This is a genomic window from Arenibacter arenosicollis, from assembly GCF_014397245.1.
In the GTDB taxonomy this organism is placed as follows: domain Bacteria; phylum Bacteroidota; class Bacteroidia; order Flavobacteriales; family Flavobacteriaceae; genus Arenibacter; species Arenibacter arenosicollis.
In genome coordinates this window covers 182,887-206,874 of record NZ_JACLHY010000003.1, presented here as the reverse complement: position 1 = coordinate 206,874, position 23,988 = coordinate 182,887, and the positions used below count along the sequence as shown (strand labels likewise).

Genomic DNA, 23,988 nt, shown 5'->3' with positions numbered 1-23,988 from the left:
AAACGTAATATGAAGTGTAAAAATTTAAAAATTAAGGGAATTGCGGTAGTTTTGGTTGCCTTATCAATGACTGTTTTTTCTTGTAAAGAAACCCCTAAGGAGCAACCGAAAAAAGATATGGAGGCTTCCGAGGTTTCCATGAAAGCTGCGGAACCTTTTTTTAAATTGTCATTGGCCCAATGGTCTATGCATAAAATGGTTCGTGAAGATGGTGTTGACCCCTATACCTTTGCTGAAAAAGCCAAGAAATGGGGCTTTACAGGATTGGAATACGTAAGCGGATTATATTATAAGGAATTGGAGGCTGCAAATTTTTCCAAGGAAGCCATGGCCGCTTTCGTGGAAAAAAGTAATGCGGAAAGCAAAAAACATGGTATGCAAAATGTGCTTATCATGATCGACGGTCAAGGAGATCTTGCCACAACGGATGCCAAAAAGAGAAAGGAAGCTGTTGAAAATCACTACAAATGGGTAGATGCCGCTGCAGCCATGGGTTGTCATGCCATTAGAGTAAACCTTTCAGGGAGTAAAGTTCCCAACGAATGGGTCGCCAGTTCAGTTGACGGGCTAACCCAGTTGGCCACCTATGCCAAAGGGAAAAATATTGAAGTATTGGTGGAGAACCATGGTGGTCTGTCTTCCAATGCCGTTATGTTGGCAGAGGTAATGACCAAGGTGAATATGGAGAATTGTGGTACTCTTCCGGATTTTGGCAATTTCTGTATAGAAAGAACCAAGGACGGATGTGCCGAGGAATATGATATTTATAAAGGAATTAGTGAGCTTATGCCACATGCCTTGGCCGTAAGTGCCAAATCCTATGATTTTGATGCAGAGGGTAATGAAACTAAATTGGATTACCCTAGAATTCTAAAAATAGTTAAGGACGCGGGTTATACTGGCTATATAGGTGTGGAGTATGAAGGTAGTCGTTTAAGTGAGGAGGAAGGAATTCTTGCCACTAGGGATCTATTGATAAAAGCCGGTAAGGAACTTAATTAGCATTCGATCCTATGAAGGCTTTTTTTAATCAGCTGTTCGATTATAATTTTTACTGCAATAAGAAATTGATTGAAGAGTGCCAAAAGCTGGAGAATGTTCCAGATAGAACAACGGAGCTCTTCAGTCATATTTTAAATGCCCATCATATATGGAATGCTAGAATTCTTGGTAAAAAGATAGAGTACGACGTTTTTCAGTTACAAGCGTTAAAGGATTGGGGAGACATACATTACGAAAATCAAAGAAGCTCATTTGAGATAATCACCAATGTGGATAGTTTTGAAAAGCGATTGGATTATGAGAATACCCAAGGTAGGTTGTTTACCAATACCATTCAAGATATGTTGTTTCACATCATAAACCATTCTACCCACCATAGGGCCCAAATTTCCGTTGATTTTAGAAATAACGCTATAGAACCCTTGGTCTTGGATTATGCTTTTTATAAGCGCTAAATAGACCCGCCGAATCGTGAATGTAAAAACCAAAGTACAATTGTCCTTAATGATGTTCCTCGAATTCTTTATTTGGGGAGGGTGGTTCGTGACACTTGGTACCTTTTTGGGTCAAAACCTAAAGGCTACGGGTGCAGAATCGGCTATGGCGTATTCAACGCAATCTTGGGGGGCTATTATTGCTCCTTTTATCATTGGATTGATTGCCGATAGATATTTTAATGCGGAGCGCATTTTGGGAGTATTACATCTTTTGGGCGCCATTATGATGTATCAGATGTATACGGCGGTAGACTTTGCCGGATTTTATCCCTATGTGCTCGGATATATGATCCTTTATATGCCTACTTTGGCCCTAGTAAATTCAATATCCTTTACTCAGATGAAAAATCCTGCCAAGGAATTTTCTTTTGTTAGGGTCTTTGGTACAATAGGTTGGATTGTGGCCGGATTAATAATTAGTTATGTGTTTCTTTGGGATTCCGAGGCCTCTAGGGGGGAAGGCCTATTGAAAAATACCTTTTTAATGGTTGCGATCGCTTCGGCCGTTCTGGGACTTTTTAGTTTTACCTTGCCCAAAACACCTCCAAAGGTCAAAACGGGTGAAAAGGTATCGATATCGAGTATTTTGGGACTGGATGCCCTGAAACTCCTGAAGGATAGAAATTTTTTGATTTTCTTTATTTCATCAATTTTAATATGTATTCCCTTGGCTTTTTATTACCAAAATGCCAATCCATTTTTATCGGAGATTGGAATGGAAAATCCAACGGGTAAAATGACTATTGGCCAAGGTTCGGAAGTTTTGTTTATGTTGTTATTGCCCTATTTTTTTAAGAAATTTGGATTTAAAAATACATTGATTGCCGGGATGTTGGCCTGGACCATAAGATATCTCCTTTTTGCTTATGGAAATTCGGGAGATTTGGCTTTCATGTTAATTTTGGGTATAGCCCTTCACGGAATTTGTTATGATTTTTTCTTTGTTTCCGGACAGATTTATACGGATTCCAAGGCGGGAGATAAATTTAAAAGCGCCGCCCAAGGCTTGATAACCTTGGCTACCTATGGCGTAGGAATGCTGATAGGTTTTTGGGTTGCCGGTAAAATAACCGATAGCTATTTGCTAAGTGAAGGTGTTCACAGCTGGACGGATATTTGGACATTTCCTGCTATTTTTGCATTTGGGGCTATGGTGCTTTTCGCAATATTTTTTAAAAACGAAGAAGTAGAATATAAAGAGTAAATTGGAATAAATAGATTATGAGCAAGAAAATTAAACTAGGAATTTTGGGGGGTGGAGGAGACTCCCTTATTGGGGTTTTGCACCGAGTGGCATCCCAAATTAATGACAATTACGAAATTGTTGGCGCAGTTTTTAACCCGGACTTTGAAGCTAATGTTGCTTTTGCCAAGGAAATAGATGTGCCCACCAATAGGATTTATAAGGATTTTGATACCTTGGTGGAAGAGGAATTAAAACTACCAAAGGAAGAACGTATTCAGGTATGTTCTGTACTTACCCCTAACTTTTTGCATTTTCCTATGGCCAAAAAGTTGTTGGAAAACGGCTTTCATGTAATTTGTGAAAAGCCAATGACAACTACTTATGAAGAAGCAAAAATATTACAGGCAACTTTGGAAAAGGCCAAAACCGTTTTTGCGGTTACCCACACTTATACAGGGTATCCTATGGTTAGGCAGATGAGGGAGATGATTAAGGCAGGAGCCATTGGCAAAATACATAAGGTAGATGCGGCATATTACCAAGGTTGGATCAACTCTATTATCCATGACAGGGCTAAGCGTTCAACGGTATGGAGGTTAGACCCCAAAAAGGCTGGTATCAGTTCTTGTATGGGAGATATTGGGGTGCATGCCTTTAATATGATCGAATATACAACCGGTTTGACCATAAAATCCATTTTAGCAGATTTCAATTATTTGTACGAGGACAATCAAATGGATGTAGACGGTACGGTTTTGATCCGTATGGACAAGCACGTGAAAGGGGTTATTCGCTCCAGTCAGGTGGCTACAGGAGAAGAAAACGGACTTACCATTGCTATTTATGGTGAGAAGGGTGGACTTAGATGGGAGCAGGAGAATCCCAATTATTTGTATGTCTTAAGTGATGATAAACCTCTTCAGGTCTTTAAACCTGGACATGCCTATAATTCCAAGTTATCCTTGGCGGGAACTAAATTGCCCCCAGGACATCCGGAAGGAATTTTTGATTCCATGGCCAATATCTATTTAGGTGTTGCAAGGGCAATTCGCGGTGAAAAATATAACGATGGAGAATTCCCGACCATGCTGGACGGTGTTCGCGGTCTGGATTTTATTGAAAGCACTGTGGAGTCCAACAAAAAAGGCAACGTTTGGATCGATTTGAAATAATTTAAGAGGAAGTTGATATAAAAATGGCCGCAATTGCGGCCATTTTTTATTATAATTATAAGTCACTGGAATTATCCGTAAACCTTTTCGAACTCTACACAAACTACAATCATACTGTCTCTGGGAACACGTTCGTAAGGTGCCAATTCACGGGTAAAATAATCCCAATGGTATTTTTTCCAGTGCTCTAGACTTTTGTCTCCTAAGCCTTCCAATTGTACATACTCTTTGGTAATACTAAAAAATGGCTTCAATTTTACCGAGGTAGTCCTTATGATGCACTTGGCTTCGCCTTTCCAATCTGTAATTACCATAAAAGCACCTATTTTAGGCAGTGGCTCTTTTCTATATTGTAGGCCCAAAAGGGAAAAGGAGGCCGCTTTCTTAAGGTTTTTGATGACCAGTCCCACTACGCGGTCAGCATCTTGTTCATTGTCGCTAAAGTGAAACACTTTAGGTGCTTCTTCAAAAGCAAATTCCAAGTGGGCGTCCAAAAAATCACCCCACATATTTCTAGCCGAAGCATTGTCCATTCTAATTAGGTCTAAGTTTTAACAGTAACGGTAAAATACATTAATTATTTCTCGAAAGATGTTATGAAAATTTACCCGCTTTTAATTGTTTGGTTGCATGATTTGCCGCCCTGGCCGTAAATGCCATATAAGTCAATGACGGATTTACACAATTGGAGGAGGTCATAAATGCTCCATCGGTAACATATACATTGGGGACCAGATGCACTTGATTATTTTTATTCAAGATCGAAGTTTTGGGATCATGCCCCATACGGGCGCCGCCCATTTCATGTATTCCCAATCCTGGCCCGGAAGGTTCTTCATAGGATTGTACATCTTTAAATCCTGCCGCTTCAAACATTTCTACAATAACTTTTATGATATCCTTGCGCATATTCAACTCGTTCTCCTTGAACTCCACATCAAACGCCAATTGTGGGAGCCCCCATTTATCTTTTTCAGTTGGGCTTAAGGTAACTCTGTTGTCGTCATATGGCAGGAATTCTCCAAATCCGGTGACACCGATCGTCCAATGACCGGGCCTTAGAATACTTTCTTTGAGTTCTTTTCCGAATCCCAACTCACCAATGGCTTCCGACCAATCGCCTCTACTGGCGGTACCTTGAAATCCGAATCCACGAATATACCCATCACGTTTGGTCTTTTCGTCCATATTTACGAATCGGGGAATATAGAAACCATTGGCACGGCGACCTTTGTAATATTTGTCCAAATACCCATCTACTTTGGCAGTTGCCCCCAATTTATAATGATGGTCCATAATTCCTCTTCCTAAGGCATCAGAGTCATTTCCAAGACCGTTTGGAAAGCGTTCACTTTTTGATTGCAGTAAAATACCGACGGAAGCCATTGCTGAAGCACAAAGAAAAATAATACGGGCTTTGAACTCCATTTTTTCGTTGGTCTCCGCATCTATCACTTTTACTCCGGTCGCTCTTTTTGTTTTATCATCATAGACGACTTCGTACACAATGGAATTGGGTCTGAGTGTCATATTACCTGTTCTTTCTGCGGCCGGCAAAGTGGATGAATTGCTGCTAAAATAGCCTCCGAAGGGGCATCCACGCCAGCATCTATCTCGATTTTGACATACTCCACGACCTTCAAAATCTGCATTTGGATCGGTAATGTGCGCCGTACGACCAATGGTCACCAAACGACCATCATCAAATTTTTCTTCTATAGATTTTTGAAAGTCTTCTTCTACACAATTCAATTTCATGGGGGGTTGAAATTTGCCATCAGGCAATTGTTTTAGCCCTAGGGCTTGTCCACTTACCCCTATATATTCCTCAACTTTGTCATACCACGGCGAAATGTCCTTATAACGAACAGGCCAATCAATACTGATGCCCTCTTTTTTATTGGCTTCAAAGTCAATATCACTCCAACGGTAACTCTGTCTGCCCCATGTTAGGGAACGTCCGCCGACTTGATATCCTCTAATCCAATCAAATCGTTTGGTTTGAACGTACGGATGCTCCAAATCGTTCACAAAGAAATGCTTATTGCTCTGATCTGGTGCCCAATTCAACCTACTTTGTATGTGATATTTTTCCTTATCCGATTTAGATAATTTACCTTTTAATGGGTAATCCCATGGGTCATCGTTCATTGTGGGATAATCCTCGATATGCTTTACCATTGGTCCTCTTTCCAGAACCAAAGTTTTTAACCCGTTCTCACAAAGTTCTTTAGCTGCCCAACCTCCACTAATTCCAGTACCTACAACAATGGCATCAAATATTTCACTTTGATTCATTCTATATTTCTTGTTTTAATTCTGATGCTTTTCCTATATTTATGACTTCGCATTTGTAGGTATATGCTACAAACTTTAAATATAGGATTTTTATCCTAAATGTTAACTAAGGTTATTTTCAATTACACTTAATAAAAAATCAAAATGAAGACAATTAAAGGGCCGGCAGTATTTTTAGCACAATTTGTTGATGAAAAAGCACCATTCAATTCATTGGATGGCATGTGTAAATGGGCATCCGATTTGGGATATAAAGGGATACAAATACCAACTTGGGTCGATTTTCTTATCGATTTGGATAAAGCTGCCGAAAGTCAGACCTACTGTGATGAATTAAAGGGAAAGATTAATTCATACGGACTCGAGATTACAGAGTTGTCAACGCATTTGCAAGGACAATTGGTGGCAGTGAATCCTGCTTATGACCTTATGTTCGACAATTTTGCGCCGGACAAGGTGAAGAACAATCCTAAGGCCAGAACAGAATGGGCCATTGATGTTGTTAAAAAAGGAGCCACTGCAAGCCGTAGACTTGGACTAAATGCACATGCCACTTTTTCTGGTTCCTTATTATGGCACACGGCCCACCCTTGGCCTCAGAGACCTGCCGGATTGGTAGAAATGGGCTTTGAGGAGCTGGCCAAAAGATGGTTGCCCATCCTGAATCATTTTGACAAGGAAGGGGTGGATGTATGTTATGAAATACACCCTGGTGAAGATCTTCATGACGGGGATACCTTTGAGCGTTTCTTGGCTGCTACCGGAAATCACAAAAGGGTCAATATTCTTTATGACCCAAGCCATTTTGTACTTCAACAATTGGACTACATTGCTTATATAGACCATTACCACGAATTCATAAAATCTTTTCATGTTAAGGATTCCGAATTTAATCCTACCGGTAAAAAAGGAGCCTTTGGTGGATTCAATGATTGGGGTGACCGTGCAGGTAGATATCGCTCACTGGGTGACGGACAGATAGATTTTAAAACCATTTTCTCTAAATTAACACAGTACGGTTGTGATGTTTGGGCGGTAATGGAATGGGAATGCTGCATAAAAAGTCCAGAACAAGGGGCTAGGGAAGGTGCCAAATTTATACAGGACCATATAATTGAAGCCACTGAGAAAACCTTTGACGATTTTGCTGGGGCAGCTATTGATAAAACAGTATTGAAGAAAATATTAGGACTTTAATTTCAACAAATAAGAAGATGAAAAAATTAATTTTTAGTGCCTTGATAGCCGTTATGGTAATCGGCTGTAAAGATAAAACGGAAAAAACGAACATGGACTTAGACTCAGATCCCCTTGCCAATTCTGAGAAAACAACTCCACCTCCAACAGCCCTAATTGAAGGGGAATGGAAGGTGCTTTTTGATGGGACCAATTTTGATGCATGGAAACGGTATTTGGAAGATGGTGTTGGGGATGCATGGAAGATTGAGGACGGTGCCATGGTTTACTATCCACCAAAGGAGCGTAAAAAAGGAGAGAAATACAATTTAGTGACCAAGGAGGACTTTACCAACTTTGTACTATCCTTGGATTGGAAAATTTCGGAAGGTGGAAATAGCGGAATTTTTTGGGGTGTAAAGGAATTGGAAAGTCTACCAGAAGCCTACCATTCCGGACCGGAAATACAAGTATTGGATAATGAAAAACACCCTGACGCAAAAAATGGACCTGTACGACAAGCAGGGGCTTTGTACGATATGGTTGGTCCTAGTGGTGACGTTACCAAACCGGTCGGGGAATGGAATACCTGTGTTATCACAGTAAACCACAAGACCAATAAAGGGAATGTAGTGTTAAATGGTACGGAAGTAGCTTCCTTCCCGGTACATGGTGAGGAATGGGAGGCTATGATCGACAAGTCTAAATTTAAGGGGTCGGAACATTTTGGAAAGTATAAAACTGGAAGAATAGGATTACAGGATCACGGAGACATAGTGTCCTTCAGAAATATTAAGATAAAATCATTGGATTAAACCAATATTGGATAAGTCTATGAAAATGAAATCTATTTATATCACTTTTATATTGATTTTGGCGTTCGGCTGTAAGGAAAAGGTCACCGTGGATCCGTTGGAGCCAAAAGACACAAAGGCAATTGAGAAAGAAACTGAAGTTCAGGGAGAATACTCCGGTACAGAGCCTACTACTCCAGAGGAGACCGAATTTTATAAGCCGGTGCCACCTGTGGTAAATCCACATGACCCCATTAAAGGAGCTCCAAGTGATGCTATTGTACTCTTTAATGGAGGAAATCTGGACAACTGGATCTCTTCCAGGGATAGTACTGCGGCCAAGTGGATTGTAAACAATGACGGTAGTATGACAGTCAATAATAAGACAGGGGATATACAAACTGTTCAAAACTTTGGTAGCATCCAATTGCATTTGGAATGGAAATCTCCTGCAGAAATACAAGGAAAAGGACAGAGTAGGGGCAATAGCGGTGTCTTTTTAAATGGGTTGTACGAGGTACAGGTCTTGGACAACAACGATAACGATACATATGTAAATGGTCAAGTGGGTTCCATATATAAACAACACACCCCTCTTGCTATGGCCTCCGTACCTACGGGGGAATGGAATACTTATGATATCATTTATCATGCGCCCGAGTTTGATAAGGATGGCAATAAAATAAAGTCAGGAACAGTAACGGTTTTGCATAATGGTGTTCTGGTACAGGACAATGTTGAGATTAAGGGAACAACACCCTATATAGGCTGGCCCAAGAACCCACCACACGGCAAGGGTCCTTTAAAGCTACAGGACCATGGGGACAATAGTAGGGTTAGTTATAGGAATATTTGGGTGCGGGAGCTTTAGATGGAATGGGTGTTTTTCCTTGGAGCCACAGCCCCCAGTCTACTATTAATGATTTTTGCCTGGTACTATAAGGCATTCCCTCCCAAAAGCATTAATTTTATTTATGGCTATCGCTCTCGGAAAAGCATGAGGAACCAGGAGACTTGGGATTTCGGCAACAAAATTGGAGCCAAAATGATGATTTACGCGGGCATGGCAACCTTAGTGGTAGGGACAGCAGCTTATTTCATTTCTCCCCCTTGGTCCCTTGGTATTTCCGGTTTTTTTCTAGTAGTTGCCTTGTTTGTAGGCATATTTTGGTGCGAACAGCAATTAGCGCATAATTTTGATAAAAATGGGAGACGAATGAATAAGGAGGGCAAACCCCATTAGGGAAGTGTTCAAAATAGTAATTGGGGCCTTAATGAATGACTTTTCACAGGTCTTGACCATCTAGGAATACAAACCCCAATTTTATTTACCTTTGACAAAATTTAAAAATAATTTATGATCCAATCAATGACAGGATTTGGGAAGCACGTTATTCAACTTCCTTCGAAAAAAATTACCATTGAAATCAAATCACTAAATAGTAAAAGTCTTGATTTAAATGCCAGAATACCCTCCACTTATCGGGAAAAGGAATTGGAATTGCGCAGGACCATTGCCGGGTCTTTGGTTAGAGGGAAAATAGATTTTAGTCTCTATATAGAAAATACAGGAGCTGAGACTTCTTCCGAGGTCAACGAAGTGGTGGTAAGGCAATATATGAAGCAATTGGGACATATTGTTTCTGGGAATGAAATGGGCCTATTGGAAATAGCTATGCGCATGCCCGATACCATGAAAACTGAACGGGAGGACATTGATGAGGAGGAATATAAGGTTATAAAAGAATCGCTGGAGGAAGCTCTCAAGGAAATAAATATTTTTAGAACGGAAGAAGGAAAGGTGTTGGAGACCGATTTTGAAGCCAGAATAGACGTTTTAAAGGATTTATTGGACAAGGTTGCACAAATGGACCCAGATAGGCTTTTGACGATAAGGGAGCGGCTGGAAAAGGCTGTTGCTGACCTTAAGACCAACCTGGACACCAACCGCTTTGAACAAGAACTTATTTATTATCTTGAGAAGTACGATATTACCGAAGAAAAAGTCCGTTTGCTAAATCACTTGGATTATTTTGCCAGTACGCTGAAATCTGACGACTCCAACGGTAAGAAACTGGGATTCATTAGTCAGGAAATTGGACGGGAGATCAATACTATTGGTTCCAAGGCAAATTTTGCCCCAATGCAGCAGCTAGTGGTACAGATGAAGGACGAATTGGAAAAAATCAAAGAACAAATGCTTAATGTTTTATAATGAAAGGAGGAAAATTAATAATTTTTTCTGCCCCTTCAGGTAGTGGAAAAACAACCATAGTTAAACATCTATTAAACCAGCCCGAGCTCAATTTGGCTTTTTCTATTTCGGCTACTTCAAGGCCCAGACGCGGAAAGGAGAAACACGGCGAGCATTATTACTTTATGAGTTTGTCCGAATTTAAACAACATATAAAGGACGATGACTTTCTTGAATGGGAGGAAGTCTATAGGGATAATTTCTACGGGACTTTAAAAAGTGAGGTAGACCGACTTTGGGCCGAAGGGAAGAATGTAATCTTTGATATTGATGTTGTGGGAGGTTTACGAATAAAAAAGAAATTTCCAGAGCAGACACTGGCCGTTTTTGTAAAGCCTCCGAGTGTGGATGAACTTAAAATTAGGTTGAAAAAGCGCAGTACGGAATCGGAGGATAAAATTAATATGCGAATAGCCAAGGCTTCGGTGGAATTGGCCACTGCACCCCAATTTGATACTGTTATTAAAAATTATGATTTGGATACTGCCCTAAACGAGGCACATAAGTTGGTGGCGGATTTTATAGGCATTGAAATGAAGAATAAAATTTAGGCAGATATTAATCGCTACATGTCAACTCCTCCATATTAAAATTAGAATAATTCATTGAAAAATGATGCTGAATCAAGTTTCGCATGAATAAAAAAATAGGGCTTTATTTCGGTACTTTTAATCCAATTCATATTGGGCATTTGGTGATTGCCAATCATATGGTGGAATTTTCCGACTTGGATGAGGTCTGGTTCGTGGTAACCCCTCAAAGTCCGTTTAAAACCAAAAAAACCCTTCTGGACAATCATCACCGTTATCAGCTGGTAGTCGAGGCTACCCAGGATTATCCCAAATTGAAACCTAGTAAAATAGAATTTGATCTTCCCCAACCTAATTATACGGTGACTACCCTAGCTTATTTACAGGAAAAATATGATGTTGATCATGATTTCTGTTTGATTATGGGGGAGGACAATTTAAAGGGCTTGCACAAATGGAAGAACTATGAGGTTATTCTGGAAAATCATACCATTTATGTCTACCCTAGGATTTCTGAAGGAAAAGTGGAGCATAGGTTTAAAGACCATGGCAACATACACCATGTTACTGCACCGATCATGGAAATATCATCTACATTCATAAGGGCGCAACATAAATTGGGCAAAAATGTGAGACCCTTGCTGCCGGAAAGCGTTTGGAAGTATATGGATGAAATGAATTTTTATAGATAGTTTAATTGGAGTTTTTATCCAAGACATCCGTCCCTAAATACTGATCGTTTTTATGGTAATACCATGCCCTGGTCTTCGGCATTTTAATGCCGCTTATAATCTCTTCGCCTGAAAGTAAAATGTACTCTCCATTTTTGGATTCATTATGGAAAAACTGATAGATTTCCATGGCATAGGTAGTAGGGTCAAAATAAAAATACCAGGTGTCTGTCCCAACTTCTTCGGTATAAGTTACTTTAAGTCTTAAATATTCCTTGTTTTTGAAAGTTTTGGGTTCTACACGGGACTCAATAATGGTTCCAGGATCTTTTAATTTCATGGGTAGGCCATAGAGATAAGTGTAATAGTCCTTCATCATTTTGGTCCGTTCACAAGAGATATTATGAGCGGCCTTATCGGCATCTGAAATATCTTCATTTCCATTGAGCGTTAAAAGGCAATCCCCTTTATCCATAGTTTGTACTATGACCGTGCCCTCCTTATTTGTGGTCAATTTAAATTCGCAGGCTGGCAGATCAATCGCTATGTAACTTATCCTTTTATCCCCTTTTGGGGGTTCCATACTTACCGTAAATACCCCTTTAAAAGAATTCCAATTACCGTTGGGATCATGATAGGCAATAGCTTTTTCCAGAAGTTCCGAACCCGTTAAATTTTGACCCATACAACAGGCGGTAGCGGCAAAAAAGATAAGCAGGAATAAGTATTTCATTCAATCGTCATATTGTAATTGACCTTATTGTGCCTCCAGTTTTGCAGGTTTAACCGTACTATCGTGCTCCTTGTAGTATAGCTCCAGAAGATTCATAGTGGCGTTAATGAAATCTTTAGTTTCCAAAAGAAAGGTAAAGTACAAGGTGGTATTTTTAGGACTGGATTCTTCTGTACGTGTCCTAGCAATTTGTTTTTCAATTTTTTGCGATACCATATCCAAGAGTTCTTGTTTACTGGCAAAAATGATACCTATACGATTAAATGACCGAGTTTCAAAAGCCGCTTTAGTAGCACTGAGCAATTTTTGTAATTCAAGATCTATTTCTTTTAGCTCTTTAATCTGGTTGTATTTTAATTTTTTGTGGTTATTGTGGATGTGCTTATGGCTTATTTTGTTGAGATATTCCAATGATTGCGCCATATCCTGCAAATATCCCAAGATGTTTATATAGAGATTACTGGCCCCTACACTGGCATCATCCAAATTTTTGATAAAATAGAAAATATGATCTCTTAATTCGTCTATTTCATCAGAGAGTTTACGAACACCTTTTTTGTTCTTTTTCAGAAGCTCCAAATCTTGCTTTGCGAGGCCATCTATGATGTTTGTGTATATTTTGTTACTTCTTTTTGCAACGTTGGAAATATTGTCCGCACTTTCCTCGATCACGCCTTGGATAGAACTGCTTTCAGCCTTTCTTAGACTGTCTTCAGCTTTTATTTCCTTGGACTTTTTGTTATGTGAAATGTAGTTTCTTACAAGCAATAGCACCGCAAGTAATAATAGTACGGCCACCATTGACGGAACATGAATATTGATAAGGGAAACAATTACGGCGGCTGATACAAAGGCGATAATGGCTGTAAAGAACCAACCTCCAATAACATTCAAAACTCCTGCAACTCGGTAAACCGCACTTTCTGCCCCCCAAGCCCTATCGGCCAAGGATGAACCCATTGCCACCATGAAGGTAACATAAGTGGTAGACAATGGTAATTTGTAAGATGTGGCCAAGGAAATCAATATACCGGCAACCATCAAATTCACGGAGGCCCTTACCATATCAAAAGCTGGCATTTCAAAAGTTTTATCCTTGGAAAGGGGTATAACTGGTTTTTTAAAATTGGAATCTATTCTTTCCTGTAAAGATTTTGGTAAAAGCGCTGAAGTAACCGTGGATAACATCATTGCCGATCTTACTATTCCTCTGGACAGGAAATTAGGCTGAAAACGTTCCTTTGATTCACCTTCCCTGGATAGGTTAATTTCTGTTTGGGTTACATAGCGTGCTTTTTTGGAAAACCAGAGGGTAAGAACCATGACCATTCCCGCTACGAATAATAAAACAGTTGGGGTAGGGACCTTGTCGGCCAATACGGTCATACTAAATTCATTAGCAGGAATACCAGAGGCTTGCCAGGCTTCAAAGGACTGCCATGCGGCAATTGGAACTCCTATAAAGTTAACAAGGTCGTTCCCGGCAAAAGCAAGTGCCAAGGCAAATGTTCCTACGATAATAATGAGTTTATAAACGTCATATTTCAACACCACCGAAATAATATAAGATACTATGGTCCAAAGCACGAGGCTTCCTATGATAATGGTGCCAGTATTGTTTTTAATATAATCAAGAACATCATCACTTACGAAAGTAGCACCTTTTAAACCTTTAATTAGGATGAAATAGGTGATAGCGGACAAGGCTATACCTCCGAAGAGTGCTCCTATGATCTTAGCCTTTTTTCTAAAGTCGAAAGAAAGTAGAATTCGGGACAGATATTGCACTAAGGCTCCTATGGAAAAGGCAATGACAACGGAAAGCAAAATGCCCAAAATAATTTCAGTAGCCTTTGAAGTGTTTATATAATTATAAATATCAATATAGTCCCCCCCACTTGAGGCTATTTTAATAAAGGACATGGCGACAGAGGCTCCCAAAAGTTCAAAAACAATGGATACTGTGGTGGAGGTAGGCATCCCTACAGTATTGAAAAAATCCAATAACAAGATGTCGGTTATCATAACCGCCATGAAAATTATCATAATCTCGCTGAACATGAACTCACCGGGATGAAAGATACCTTTTCGGGCGACCTCCATCATACCGCTGGAAAAAATGGCACCTATGGCTATCCCCAAACTGGCCACGATCATTATAGTCCTAAACGAAATGGCTTTGGAGCCAATTGCGGAATTTAAAAAGTTTACGGCGTCATTACTAACTCCAACTACTAAATCTGCTATTGCCAAGAAGGCAAGGGCAATGATCATTAATAAATATAAATTGTCCATTATCTTATAAAAATAGTTTGCAAATATCTAAAGTCTCTAGGTTCGTAACGTTATCTTAAGGTTATATTTTTTGCTAAAAATGTACATCCAGTTGAAGTCTATACATCAATTCTTCAGGGCCATTCCCAACAGAAAGATAACTAATATCTGTTTGGACCTTTAATTTGTGGCCAACAATATATTTGGAAAGCCCCAAGGTGTACTGATTTTCTGGGTTTGCACCAGTAATATTATTGTTTAATTCTACGTTTGTGTATCTCCCTGAAATCTCCAGATTGTTATTAAAAAGATATCCTGTTTGCAGATTTAATCCATGCCCCACTTGAACCACATCGCCTGTCAGGGAGCCGTCTAAATTTCTAGCAAATGGGTCATCGGCATCCCTGTGGGCGTATTCTGCCATAAAGGAGAATCCGTTGTATTTAAACATGGCATCCAGAAAAAGTGTGTTGATATTGGTTTTGTGAAATCCGTAATCGGTTACCATATAAGTCCCTTGGCTACCTCTGGTCTTTACAGCATTCAGATTAAGGTTATAGGTGGCCGCCAACATCAGTTTTGGGGATTGTTCCCTTTTTAAATCGGCACCGCTATATTCTCCACCTCCCTTGAATTCGCCAAATGGAAGTAGTTCCAAACGTCCGCTGTATTGATGCCCGCCTAGGTTTCCAGTGGTGACGTTTCTACCTTCACCTTGCGAAATGGCGACTATTTCCCGTATTAAAAATGTGTCCGTTAGGTTGGTGAAGTGTCTAAGCTGTATGCCCATGTCCCTGTCCAAGGTAAACTGGCCATTCAACAAGGAGCGATCCACCATTTGAAGGTTTCCAGAGGAAATAACCCTTTCCATGTTGCCAGGGAGTTTGGTTTGTCCTACCCAAAGTTCAAAATTTTGATAAAAATTCCACATTACTACGGCATCCAATATATATCGGGGAGCATCACTTGTGTATTCGGAGCCACCCGAGATATCCCTATTGGATAAACCCAATTCCAGTTTGTAGCTAAGTTTAGGGGAATATACAAATCCATCAAATTTTAACCTCGCCCTCCTGATAAGTGCGTTAAAGTGTGGGTCCGTAAAATCTCCGTTCGAATTTTCCGACCAGGTTGTACTACTCAAAAATTGCATTCTAGCCGCAATCTTTGCACTCCAAGTACTATCCTTACCCACTAAATTAAAAAGACCCTTGCCAAATTCCGGGGCATTGGTTTCTTGGGAATAAGATGTGAAAAATGAGCATATTATTAGCCCAAGAGCTAAGCATTTCATTTTCATAATATATTAGTTTTTGTCGAGCGCAAAGAACCAACATATGTGTTAATTTAAGGTTAACTTAGAAACAACATTACTTTAAATAAAAAAGCTACCTTGGCCAGAGGTAGCTTCCGATTTCACATCAATAGTCGACAAAAACTAATAGTTAAAATGAAACCAAAATAGTCTATAGACAAGTGCTAAGATGGGGATTACTAATAAACCCATTGTAATGTTAAGATTAACTTATCGTTAAAAATTGATCTGAGGTTTTTGGGTTCTGGAATGTGCATTAGGGTTTTATTATGTGTTGAATTTCTAAAAATGTATCTTGCGGCAACTAAATTGAGAACATGAATTGGGAACAACTTCTATCATTAAAACGCTTTGGTGATACCCACAAAAGAATACGAAAAGAACAGGATGAAACCCGCTTGGGTTTTGAAGTGGATTACGATAGGGTAATATTCTCCGCAGCCTTTAGGAGCCTACAGGACAAGACCCAGGTAATACCCCTATCCAAAACCGATTTTGTCCATACCCGACTTACCCATAGCTTGGAAGTCTCTGTGGTGGGAAGAAGCCTCGGTAGGATTGCCGGAAAGAAAATTTTGGAAAGACATCCCTATCTTAGTGAGGTACATGGATATAGGTTTAATGATTTCGGGGCCATAGTGGCCGCTGCGGCATTGGCACATGATATAGGAAATCCACCATTTGGGCATAGTGGTGAAAAGGCTATTGGGGAATATTTTAAAACGGGAAAAGGTCAACAATTCAAAGATGTCCTAACTCAGAAGGAATATCAGGATATTGTAGATTTCGAAGGTAATGCCAATGGTTATAAGTTGTTAACGGAGACCCGAAAAGGAGTAGAGGGTGGATTGCGACTGAGTTATGCCACCTTGGGCGCTTTTATGAAGTACCCAAAAGAATCGTTGCCCAAAAAGCCTACCAAACATATTGCAGATAAAAAATTTGGCTTTTTCCAGCAAGACGTTGTTTCTTTTAGGGAATTAGCCGAGGAATTGGGATTGGAATCAAGGGGTAAAGGAGAGGATGTTGGTTTTTGTAGACACCCACTTACCTTCTTGGTGGAAGCTGCGGATGATATTTGTTATACTATTATAGATTTTGAGGACGGAATCAATTTAGGACTTATTTCTGAGGATTATGCTTTGGAATACTTAATTAAGTTGGTAAAGGACAGCATTAATATAAAAAAGTATAACGAGTTGATCTATATGGAAGATCGACTGAGCTATTTAAGGGCTTTGGCGATCAATACCTTGATTTCGGATGCCATTGCTATTTTTATTGAAAATGAGGATGCTATCCTAAAAGGTGAATTCTCGGTTTCCTTAATGGAAAAAAGTAAGTTCAAGGCACAAATAGAGGACATTCTTAAATTAAGCGTGCAGAAGATATATCAGTCCCAGGAAGTATTGGAAAAAGAAATAGCCGGTTATAAGATCATCTCGGATATTTTGGATGTGTACACCACGGCTTTAATCCGGGAAAAGGAAGGAAACAGTTCCAATTACGACCGATTAATGATTTCTACTTTGCCAGAATCCTATAGGGAAACTTCAGCTTCTGTATATTCCATTCTCTTGAATACCTGTTGTTATGTAGCCAGTTTATCGGATAGTACAGCGGTGCATATCCATAATAAAATTATGGGAAGACAGCTTTAGAAGTCATATACCAAGCCAACCCCTAGTAATTGTTTGAATTGAATTTTGCGTTTACCTGGGGTGGTAACGGTTCCGTCTGCGGCCTTTACCTCGTCGAATATAATATCGTGGTCATATAAAACATGGGTGCCTATGGAAGCCTTTACGTATTTGTTTACTGTCAGGTCCAGGTTTAATTCCCAGTCCACATCAATATTTCCGAAATTCTTCACGTAGTCCGAGTATAACTGTAATCTATGATTTAATTTCACATTGTCATAAACCACGGTTTCCCAACTATTGGAGACCAGAAAACCAAACTCGAGATAAACGTTTTCGCCCTCCTTTATGATATTGCCATCCGTATCCACCAGTGCTTTTTGAACTCCAAAAGCACCACCGTTTGCTAAGGTTTGGTCTAATACAAAGGTAGATTTAAAAGTAAGCGGCGCCAGACGTAGGTTGAATTTCTTACCTTCCGGAATATAGGATGTACCAGCTCCCAAAAGAGCATATCCTGGAGCCATAAATCTAGAAATTGGTTTATCCCTATTGGGGTATTTGTAACCATTGGAGAACTGCGTTCTAAATTCGGCGCTGGCAGAATAATACCAATTGCTTATGGTGTCCCTTCTAAAGGCAAAGGTGGAGGAAAACCGCAGTGCGTCATCGGATTTTCTCAATTTAAAGCCTTCCTGCGCATTAAGGCCATATCGGATATCCAAATTGTTGTTTAATTGAACGTATCGAAATTTATAATTTCGAACAAATTTGGCGCTGGCCAAACCGGAAATGGAATTGTTACCCCCCGCATTCCAGTTTACAAAGGCTACCTCACTAAAATTAAATCCAAGTTTATTCTCCTTTTCCCAGAAGGAAGGAATACTGAAACGCCTATATTTTTCTTCCAGAGGTTTGGTGCGTTTAAAGGAAACAACAGGATTGGTTAGGTCCGCACCCCGGGGAATATATTTTATTTTGTCCTGCAAGGTCCTTATTACAATAGTGTCTATACGCATGGAATCCACTTGGGTGGAATCCGGAGCTTGCGGGGCAGGTATAGTATCTTGGGCAAATAAAAAATTAAAATTTAGAAACAGAAGGACAATGATGAAAATTTTACCGTACATGCTAATCAGAATTCAAAAGGTTGTTAATATAATTTTTTAAGGTCGAAATATCTATTTTAGCCATTTTTTGGAGCTCTTCCACTGTTCCCTGCTCAATAAAAACATCTTCAACACCAAAAATTTTTATGGGAACAAAACTATGGATCTCGTTTGCATATTCCAAAATCGCACTTCCGAATCCACCTATTTTGCAACCATCCTCTATGGTGATGACCTGCTCATAGGTAGATAAAACTTTGTTCAACATAACAGTGTCCAATGGTTTTACAAATCGCATGTTGTAATGACCAATAAGGCTATTGTCTTTAAGGCTGTTCAGCAAACTGCTCACCATATTCCCAATATGACCGATCGAAAGTACCGCAATTTTCGTTCCTTTTTTTAATTCTTGTGATATTCCTATCGGTATTTTATTAAAATCCCGTTTCCAATCCAGGATTACACCACTCCCTCTTGGATACCTTATGGCTATAGGTTGTCCCAATCCCAGTTGGGCAGTATACATTATATCCCTAAGCTCAATTTCGTTCATAGGGGCAAAAATAATAAGATTTGGAATACATCTTAAATAGGCCATATCATAGATGCCATGATGGGTTGCGCCATCCTGACCCACGATACCGGCACGATCCAAACAGAATATAACTGGGAGATTCTGTAGTGCCACATCATGGATGATCTGATCATAGGCACGTTGCAAAAAAGTAGAGTAGATGTTGCAAAAAGGCACTAGTCCTTCTGCTGCCATACCCGCTGCCATGGTTACCGCATGTTGTTCCGCTATACCAACGTCAAATGCCCTATCGGGCAATTGTTCCATCATGTATTTTAAGGAGCTTCCTGTAGGCATGGCCGGAGTTATACCTACTATGTTTTTATTTTTTTTAGCCAATTCCACTATGGTGTATCCAAATACATCTTGATACTTCGGAGGCTGCTTTTCCGAATTTTTCGGTAAAAGGTCACCCGTTTCCTTGTTGAATTTTCCAGGGGCGTGATACACTACTTGATTTTCCTCGGCTTTTCTGAGACCTTTTCCCTTGGTGGTTATAATATGCAGCAGCTTGGGGCCTTCAATAGATTTTAGTCTCTTCAATTCATTGATTAAGGAGGCCAAATCGTGGCCGTCCATAGGGCCTGAATAGTTAAAATTTAAACATTCAAATATGTTTTCATCTTTGGCGGTCCCTTTTTTAACATTGGTAAGGTATTTTTTCAGGGCCCCTACACTGGGGTCAATTCCTATGGCATTGTCATTGAGAATTATAAGAATGTTGGCATTGGTGTCCCCGGCGTGGTTAAGTCCTTCGAAGGCCATACCACTGGCAATGGAAGCATCACCAATGACTGCAATGTGCTGTCTATTCTTTTCGCCCTTTAACTGTGAAGCCAATGCCATCCCTAAAATGGCCGAAATGGAAGTAGAGCTGTGTCCGGTACCAAAATCGTCATAAGGGCTTTCAGAACGTTTGGGAAACCCGCTTATGCCCCTTAATTGTCTGTTGGTGTTAAATGTTTCTCTACGGCCTGTCAGTATTTTGTGTCCATATGCCTGATGTCCCACATCCCAAATTAGTTTGTCGGTAGGGGTGTCAAATACATAGTGTAGGGCAATAGTTAGTTCCACAACTCCCAAGCTGGCTCCTAAATGTCCTTCTTTAGTAGCTACAATATCTATTATGAACCCTCTTAATTCTTGGGCAAGTTGTATTAAATCGACTACTTCTAAGGTTCTAATATCCTTAGGGTCGTTTATATGTGGTAGAATTCCGCTAGGCATACTTAAAATGTTACGCAAAACTAAGGTATTTAAATGTTGAATTGAATATTTCTTAGGGTATCATTAACGGTTTTTTGGAAATTTTAAACAAATAGTATTTTTTTTGTCCCTACGCCAATATTTGTTACTATTGTGCCTTAAAATGTTTCATATGATCAATCCGTTCGATGATACTTATTTCATGAAAAAAGCCTTACAAGAGGCAGAGGCCGCTTTTGAAAAAGGGGAGGTTCCAGTAGGGGCAGTTATTGTGGTTGAGAATAGAATCATTGCCCGGGCACACAATTTAACGGAAAGATTGAACGATGTTACTGCACATGCCGAAATGCAGGCCATAACTGCGGCAGCCAATTTTCTGGGCGGGAAATACCTGCACAATTGTACCCTTTATGTCACCTTGGAGCCCTGTCAAATGTGTGCAGGGGCCTTGTATTGGAGTCAAATTTCAAAGATTGTTTATGCGGCAAAGGACGTGGATAGGGGTTTTGTAGCCATGGGAACCAAAATACACCCCAAAACAGAATTACAGAGCGGGGTTTTGGAAGAGGAAGCCTCTGAAATTCTAAAACGGTTCTTTATTCAAAAACGCAATTTGAATTAGTTAATATTTATTATAGAATCCACTACGCAACCATTTCAAGGAATATGGGTCTAATTATATATAATCTTTTGGAATATGAAGGTTCTTGGAATAGTAGTGTCTTTGGGAATACTGCTCGTACTATTGGGTTGTACCACTGAGAATGGCCATGGGAACGATGATCTGGTTAGAGGGAGTTGGAACCTGACCAATGTAAGTGGTGGTTTCGCAGGCGTTGATGACGATTTTGAAAAAGGGAAAATCGTCTGGAAATTCGATGCCAAGGGTGGAACTTTGATGGTAGTCAATAATGACGAGTCCAATTCAATATATAACGGCTTGTCAACCGGAACCTATACCTATTCAGTTCTACAAGAGAAGGACAAATATTATTTATTGGTAAACGACAAGGAGATGGGTGGAATTTTGGTTGAGGAAACAAAATTGCTCCTGGATCAAAATAGCTCTACTTCCGGCAGTGGGGCAGATGGATTTATTCTTGTATTGGAAAAATAGTCCAAGAACTGAACTAAGGGGATAAAAGCAAAAAAACCCTAGCGCTCGCGAAGGGTTTTTCATTTTTGTTTAATAAATAGTATTAGCCAATTACTTGTACTTGTGCAGCAACTATTCCCTTTCGGCCTTCTTCTTCCTGGTATTCTACTTTGTCACCTTCGTTAAGTTCAGTGCCGTTTAATGAAGTTGCATGAACAAAAATGTCTTTACCCGTGTCGTCGTTGGTAATGAAGCCATATCCCTTGGATTCATTATAAAATTTTACTGTTCCAATCATTGCAATGAAATTAAAATAATAATCGTTTAGATTACTAATTTATGTTTTTTTTGGCAAAACTGAATATAATCGATTTAAAAAAAATTTCAAAAATTACTGATTATCAGGAGTTTTCTTTTCCTTGCCTTGCATTTTTTTGATGTTTTCCTCCGTAAGCATATAATCCTTCATTTTTTTTCCTTTACTAACCTTAATTAGAAATAAGGGCATGGCCACCAAAAATATTCCTACGGTGCCAAAACCGATACATTTATCGGATAAGGCCTTATTTTCCTCATTGATGTTAAACCCATAAATAATTGAAGCCAAGGAAGCCAAAAGAATTAAGGTGATGATGTATTTCATGCTCAAGAGCGGATTTAGGAGGTTAAATTTATTAATTTTCTTCTGTAAGCGGTCAACAGCTTGGATTTGGAAATAAAACCGATATATTTTTCATCCTTAATAACGGGCAGGTTCCAGGCCCCGCTACTTTGAAACTTTTCCATAATATCCGTCATTTTATCTTTGTCCAATTCAATAATATCCGGAGGGGTGTTCATGATGTCAACGGCCATTACTTCCTTGTACAATTTCTGATCGAACATTATGGGGCGTATATCATCCAATAAAATGATGCCAAGAAGGGTGTTGTCCTCCCTATCAATTACCGGGAATATATTTCTGTTGGATTTTACGACCGCCTCGTGCAAAATTTCCCCTAGATTCATTTCAGGATAAATAGGGATAAAAGTATCCTCAATTACCTTATCGATGTCCATCAAGGTCAGTACGGCATGATCCTTATCATGTGTAATTAATTCTCCTTTACGCCCCAATTCCATGTTGTAGACAGAATGTGGGTGCACGTATTTGGTAATGGAATAAGAGATTGCAGAGGTTATCATTAGAGGGATAAATAATTCATATCCTCCGGTGACCTCTGCTATAAGGAAAATTGCAGTAAGGGGAGCGTGGAGAACGCCTGCCATAAGTCCGGCCATGCCTACCAACGTAAAATTACTTTCAGAAACTTGGTAAGGAAAAATTCCGATACTGTTGATTACTTTGGCAATGCAATTGCCCATTATGCTTCCCATAAAAAGTGTTGGGGCAAAGATTCCGCCAACCCCTCCTGCTCCAAATGTCAGGGCACAGGCAATAATTTTGAAAAAAACCAATCCGGCAAGTAGGCCTATTACTACCCACACCTGAGAAAGGTCTAAATTAAAAATGTTGTTTTCCAATACTTTTTCAGGGCTACCTTTGATTAGGTTGTTGATCACATCAAAACCTTCACCGTACAATGGGGGTACTAAATAGACCAAAATTCCAATGGCAATTCCGCCATAGAGCAACCTTTTGATGGGAGATCCTATTTTGTCGAATATTTTTTGGATCCGCTCATATACTTCTGTGAAATAAATGGAGGTTAGACCTGCAAACAAGCCTAGGATTATAAAGAAGGGAACGTCCGATATTATAAATTCGTCCTCAATTTTAAAAGGCAAAAGTACATCGCTCCCAAAGAAAAAGTAGGATGTTATAATTCCTGAAAGGGAAGCCAAAAGCAAGGGTAACATGGAGGCAATGGTTAGATCCAGGCTGAAGACCTCAATGGCAAAAATAATGGCTGCAATGGGAGCTTTAAATATAGAAGACATGGCTCCTGCGGCCGCACAGCCTATAAGTAAATTCCTTGTGGTCTGGTTAACGTGGAACATTCTTGAAATATTGGAGCTTATTGCCGCTCCTGTTGCCACCGTAGGTCCTTCCAAACCAACCGATCCTCCGAAACCAACTGTAATGGGAGCTGTTAGAATTGATCCAAACATCTGATATTTCCGCATTATTCCCTTCATCTTGGAAATGGCAAAGAGGGTGGAAGGAATACCATGGCTCACTTTGTTGCGAATCACATATTTAATAATCAAATAAACAAGGGTAAGACCAATTATAGGAAAAACAAAATAAAAGGCGTTGTGGTAATATCTCACCAAATTACCTTCCAATAGATGTTGAAAAAAGTGGGTTAAATTTTTAAGGACAACAGCACCTATCCCAGAAGTAAACCCAACCAAAATACTAAGGATGTAAATAAATTGCCTTTGGGAGATATGTTTTGCGCGCCAAACCAAAAAGTTGTTTAGCCAGGATTTTTTTAATGCTGCCATGATTTTGAAA

At 39.6% G+C, this 23,988-nt stretch carries 24 protein-coding genes; 14 read left to right on the top strand and 10 right to left on the bottom strand.

Translation table 11 applies throughout. The features are described from left to right. The first annotated feature begins 9 nt into the window (after positions 1-9). Genes H4O18_RS05370 through H4O18_RS05355 form a run of 4 tightly spaced genes read left to right on the top strand, consistent with a single transcriptional unit; the run spans position 10 to position 3,857 of the window. On the top strand, positions 10-1,002 hold the full coding sequence (locus H4O18_RS05370; protein ID WP_187582173.1) for a sugar phosphate isomerase/epimerase family protein: 993 nt from the start codon (positions 10-12) through the stop codon (positions 1,000-1,002). An 11-nt stretch (positions 1,003-1,013) separates the two neighbouring features. After that, positions 1,014-1,457, top strand: coding sequence for a DinB family protein (locus H4O18_RS05365; RefSeq protein WP_187582171.1), 444 nt, complete (start codon positions 1,014-1,016; stop codon positions 1,455-1,457). A gap of 16 nt (positions 1,458-1,473) precedes the next feature. Next, positions 1,474-2,703 carry an MFS transporter gene (locus H4O18_RS05360; RefSeq protein ID WP_187582169.1) on the top strand — a complete coding sequence of 410 codons (1,230 nt, stop codon included), beginning with the start codon at positions 1,474-1,476 and terminating at the stop codon, positions 2,701-2,703. A gap of 17 nt (positions 2,704-2,720) precedes the next feature. Continuing rightward, positions 2,721-3,857 (top strand): Gfo/Idh/MocA family protein, encoded by a 1,137-nt coding sequence (locus tag H4O18_RS05355; RefSeq protein WP_187582167.1) that lies wholly within the window; start codon positions 2,721-2,723, stop codon positions 3,855-3,857. 71 nt (positions 3,858-3,928) lie between these two features. Here H4O18_RS05355 and H4O18_RS05350 read toward each other — a convergent pair whose 3' ends face one another. Both H4O18_RS05350 and H4O18_RS05345 read right to left on the bottom strand, forming a co-directional pair. Further along, positions 3,929-4,390 carry an ASCH domain-containing protein gene (locus H4O18_RS05350; protein WP_187582165.1) on the bottom strand — a complete coding sequence of 154 codons (462 nt, stop codon included), beginning with the start codon at positions 4,388-4,390 and terminating at the stop codon, positions 3,929-3,931. Between the two features lie 61 nt (positions 4,391-4,451). Then, positions 4,452-6,155 (bottom strand): GMC oxidoreductase, encoded by a 1,704-nt coding sequence (locus H4O18_RS05345; protein ID WP_187582163.1) that lies wholly within the window; start codon positions 6,153-6,155, stop codon positions 4,452-4,454. Positions 6,156-6,299: 144 nt separating this feature from the next. Between H4O18_RS05345 and H4O18_RS05340 the strand changes: the two genes are divergently transcribed. The 7 genes from H4O18_RS05340 (at position 6,300) to nadD (ending at position 11,601) form a co-directional block, all read left to right on the top strand. Continuing rightward, complete coding sequence (locus H4O18_RS05340) at positions 6,300-7,352, top strand: sugar phosphate isomerase/epimerase family protein (RefSeq protein WP_187582161.1); 1,053 nt, start codon at positions 6,300-6,302, stop codon at positions 7,350-7,352. Between the two features lie 17 nt (positions 7,353-7,369). Further along, complete coding sequence (locus tag H4O18_RS05335) at positions 7,370-8,146, top strand: 3-keto-disaccharide hydrolase (protein WP_187582159.1); 777 nt, start codon at positions 7,370-7,372, stop codon at positions 8,144-8,146. A 25-nt stretch (positions 8,147-8,171) separates the two neighbouring features. Then, positions 8,172-8,996, top strand: a complete 825-nt coding sequence (locus H4O18_RS05330) for a 3-keto-disaccharide hydrolase (protein ID WP_187582157.1) — start codon at positions 8,172-8,174, stop codon at positions 8,994-8,996. Positions 8,997-9,044: 48 nt separating this feature from the next. Beyond that, entirely contained in the window at positions 9,045-9,368 is a 324-nt protein-coding gene (locus tag H4O18_RS05325; protein ID WP_187582155.1) for an SdpI family protein, read from the top strand. A gap of 114 nt (positions 9,369-9,482) precedes the next feature. Next, a complete protein-coding gene (locus H4O18_RS05320; RefSeq protein WP_187582153.1) occupies positions 9,483-10,340 on the top strand; it encodes a YicC/YloC family endoribonuclease in 858 nt (285 codons plus the stop codon). Further along, a complete protein-coding gene (gmk, locus tag H4O18_RS05315; RefSeq protein WP_187582151.1) occupies positions 10,340-10,930 on the top strand; it encodes a guanylate kinase in 591 nt (196 codons plus the stop codon). The genes H4O18_RS05320 and gmk overlap by 1 nt, the downstream gene beginning before the upstream one ends. An 83-nt stretch (positions 10,931-11,013) precedes the next feature. Next, positions 11,014-11,601 carry a nicotinate (nicotinamide) nucleotide adenylyltransferase gene (gene nadD / locus H4O18_RS05310; RefSeq protein WP_187582149.1) on the top strand — a complete coding sequence of 196 codons (588 nt, stop codon included), beginning with the start codon at positions 11,014-11,016 and terminating at the stop codon, positions 11,599-11,601. 1 nt (position 11,602) lies between these two features. Here the strand turns inward: nadD and H4O18_RS05305 are convergent, their stop codons facing one another. From H4O18_RS05305 to H4O18_RS05295, 3 genes are all read right to left on the bottom strand, one after another. Continuing rightward, a complete protein-coding gene (locus tag H4O18_RS05305; RefSeq protein WP_187582147.1) occupies positions 11,603-12,313 on the bottom strand; it encodes a DUF6503 family protein in 711 nt (236 codons plus the stop codon). Between the two features lie 24 nt (positions 12,314-12,337). Further along, entirely contained in the window at positions 12,338-14,608 is a 2,271-nt protein-coding gene (locus tag H4O18_RS05300) for an inorganic phosphate transporter (RefSeq protein ID WP_187582145.1), read from the bottom strand. Between the two features lie 73 nt (positions 14,609-14,681). Then, entirely contained in the window at positions 14,682-15,887 is a 1,206-nt protein-coding gene (locus H4O18_RS05295) for a porin (protein WP_187582143.1), read from the bottom strand. A 332-nt stretch (positions 15,888-16,219) separates the two neighbouring features. Here H4O18_RS05295 and dgt point away from each other — a divergent pair, with 332 nt between their 5' ends. Next, positions 16,220-17,563 carry a dGTP triphosphohydrolase gene (gene dgt, locus H4O18_RS05290; protein WP_187582141.1) on the top strand — a complete coding sequence of 448 codons (1,344 nt, stop codon included), beginning with the start codon at positions 16,220-16,222 and terminating at the stop codon, positions 17,561-17,563. Here dgt and H4O18_RS05285 read toward each other — a convergent pair. Together H4O18_RS05285 and H4O18_RS05280 are read right to left on the bottom strand one after the other, a co-directional pair. After that, positions 17,560-18,672, bottom strand: coding sequence for a DUF3078 domain-containing protein (locus tag H4O18_RS05285; RefSeq protein ID WP_187582139.1), 1,113 nt, complete (start codon positions 18,670-18,672; stop codon positions 17,560-17,562). The genes dgt and H4O18_RS05285 overlap by 4 nt on opposite strands. Position 18,673: 1 nt before the next feature. Then, positions 18,674-20,452: a 1-deoxy-D-xylulose-5-phosphate synthase gene (locus H4O18_RS05280; protein ID WP_187582376.1), complete on the bottom strand. Its 1,779-nt coding sequence runs from the start codon at positions 20,450-20,452 to the stop codon at positions 18,674-18,676. A gap of 151 nt (positions 20,453-20,603) precedes the next feature. On the opposite strand from H4O18_RS05280, the gene H4O18_RS05275 reads away from it, so the two are divergent. Both H4O18_RS05275 and H4O18_RS05270 read left to right on the top strand, forming a co-directional pair. After that, positions 20,604-21,053, top strand: coding sequence for a nucleoside deaminase (locus H4O18_RS05275; protein ID WP_187582137.1), 450 nt, complete (start codon positions 20,604-20,606; stop codon positions 21,051-21,053). Between the two features lie 75 nt (positions 21,054-21,128). After that, a complete protein-coding gene (locus H4O18_RS05270) occupies positions 21,129-21,548 on the top strand; it encodes a hypothetical protein (RefSeq protein WP_187582135.1) in 420 nt (139 codons plus the stop codon). An 82-nt stretch (positions 21,549-21,630) separates the two neighbouring features. Here H4O18_RS05270 and H4O18_RS05265 read toward each other — a convergent pair whose 3' ends face one another. The 3 genes from H4O18_RS05265 to H4O18_RS05255 form a co-directional block, all read right to left on the bottom strand. Beyond that, a complete protein-coding gene (locus H4O18_RS05265) occupies positions 21,631-21,825 on the bottom strand; it encodes a cold-shock protein (protein WP_187582133.1) in 195 nt (64 codons plus the stop codon). A gap of 93 nt (positions 21,826-21,918) precedes the next feature. Further along, positions 21,919-22,170 carry a hypothetical protein gene (locus H4O18_RS05260; protein WP_187582131.1) on the bottom strand — a complete coding sequence of 84 codons (252 nt, stop codon included), beginning with the start codon at positions 22,168-22,170 and terminating at the stop codon, positions 21,919-21,921. 14 nt (positions 22,171-22,184) lie between these two features. Further along, the gene (locus tag H4O18_RS05255; RefSeq protein ID WP_187582129.1) at positions 22,185-23,978 is read right to left on the bottom strand and encodes a chloride channel protein; all 1,794 of its coding nucleotides are present in this window, start codon (positions 23,976-23,978) and stop codon (positions 22,185-22,187) included. Positions 23,979-23,988 lie beyond the last annotated feature (10 nt).